The following is a 509-nucleotide window of genomic DNA, read 5'->3' on the forward strand; positions in this document are numbered from 1 at the left end:
CCGAGCATCTTCAGCAAGTTTGCGCAAATCAGCACCAGCACAAATCTCACCTGTTGACAATTCTAACTTTGCTTCTTCCAATCCAGTATCAAAAAGAAATGCTTCGAATGCTGCTTCATTTTTGATATATTGAGAAAATTTTCCTCGCGAAACTTTATAAAGGGGGGGTTGAGCGAGATATAGATGACCACGTTAAATCAATTCAGGCATTTGTCTAAAGAAGAACGTGAGAAGCAAAGTAAGAATATGGGCCACATCAATATCAGCAGCTGTCATCATAATTGTTTTATGATAACGTAATTTATCGGGCGAGAATTCATCTTTACCAATAGAAGTTCCAATATCGGTGATAAGTTTATTAATCATTTCAGATGAAAGCATTCGTTCAAAACGCGCCTGTTCGGGGTGAAGAATTTTACCACGCAAAGGTAAAATCGCTTGAGTTTGACGTGAACGCTCATTTTTAGCTGAACCACCATCTGAATCTCCCTCATTGATAAAAATTGCTG

The 509-nt window shown here is 38.3% G+C and carries 1 pseudogene; it reads right to left on the reverse strand.

Going from position 1 to position 509, the window contains the following annotated elements:
• Positions 1 to 509, reverse strand: a pseudogene (locus J7R13_RS08770) (toprim domain-containing protein); the annotation flags it as partial.

The organism is Bartonella taylorii 8TBB (genome assembly GCF_902825155.1).
GTDB lineage: Bacteria > Pseudomonadota > Alphaproteobacteria > Rhizobiales > Rhizobiaceae > Bartonella > Bartonella taylorii_A.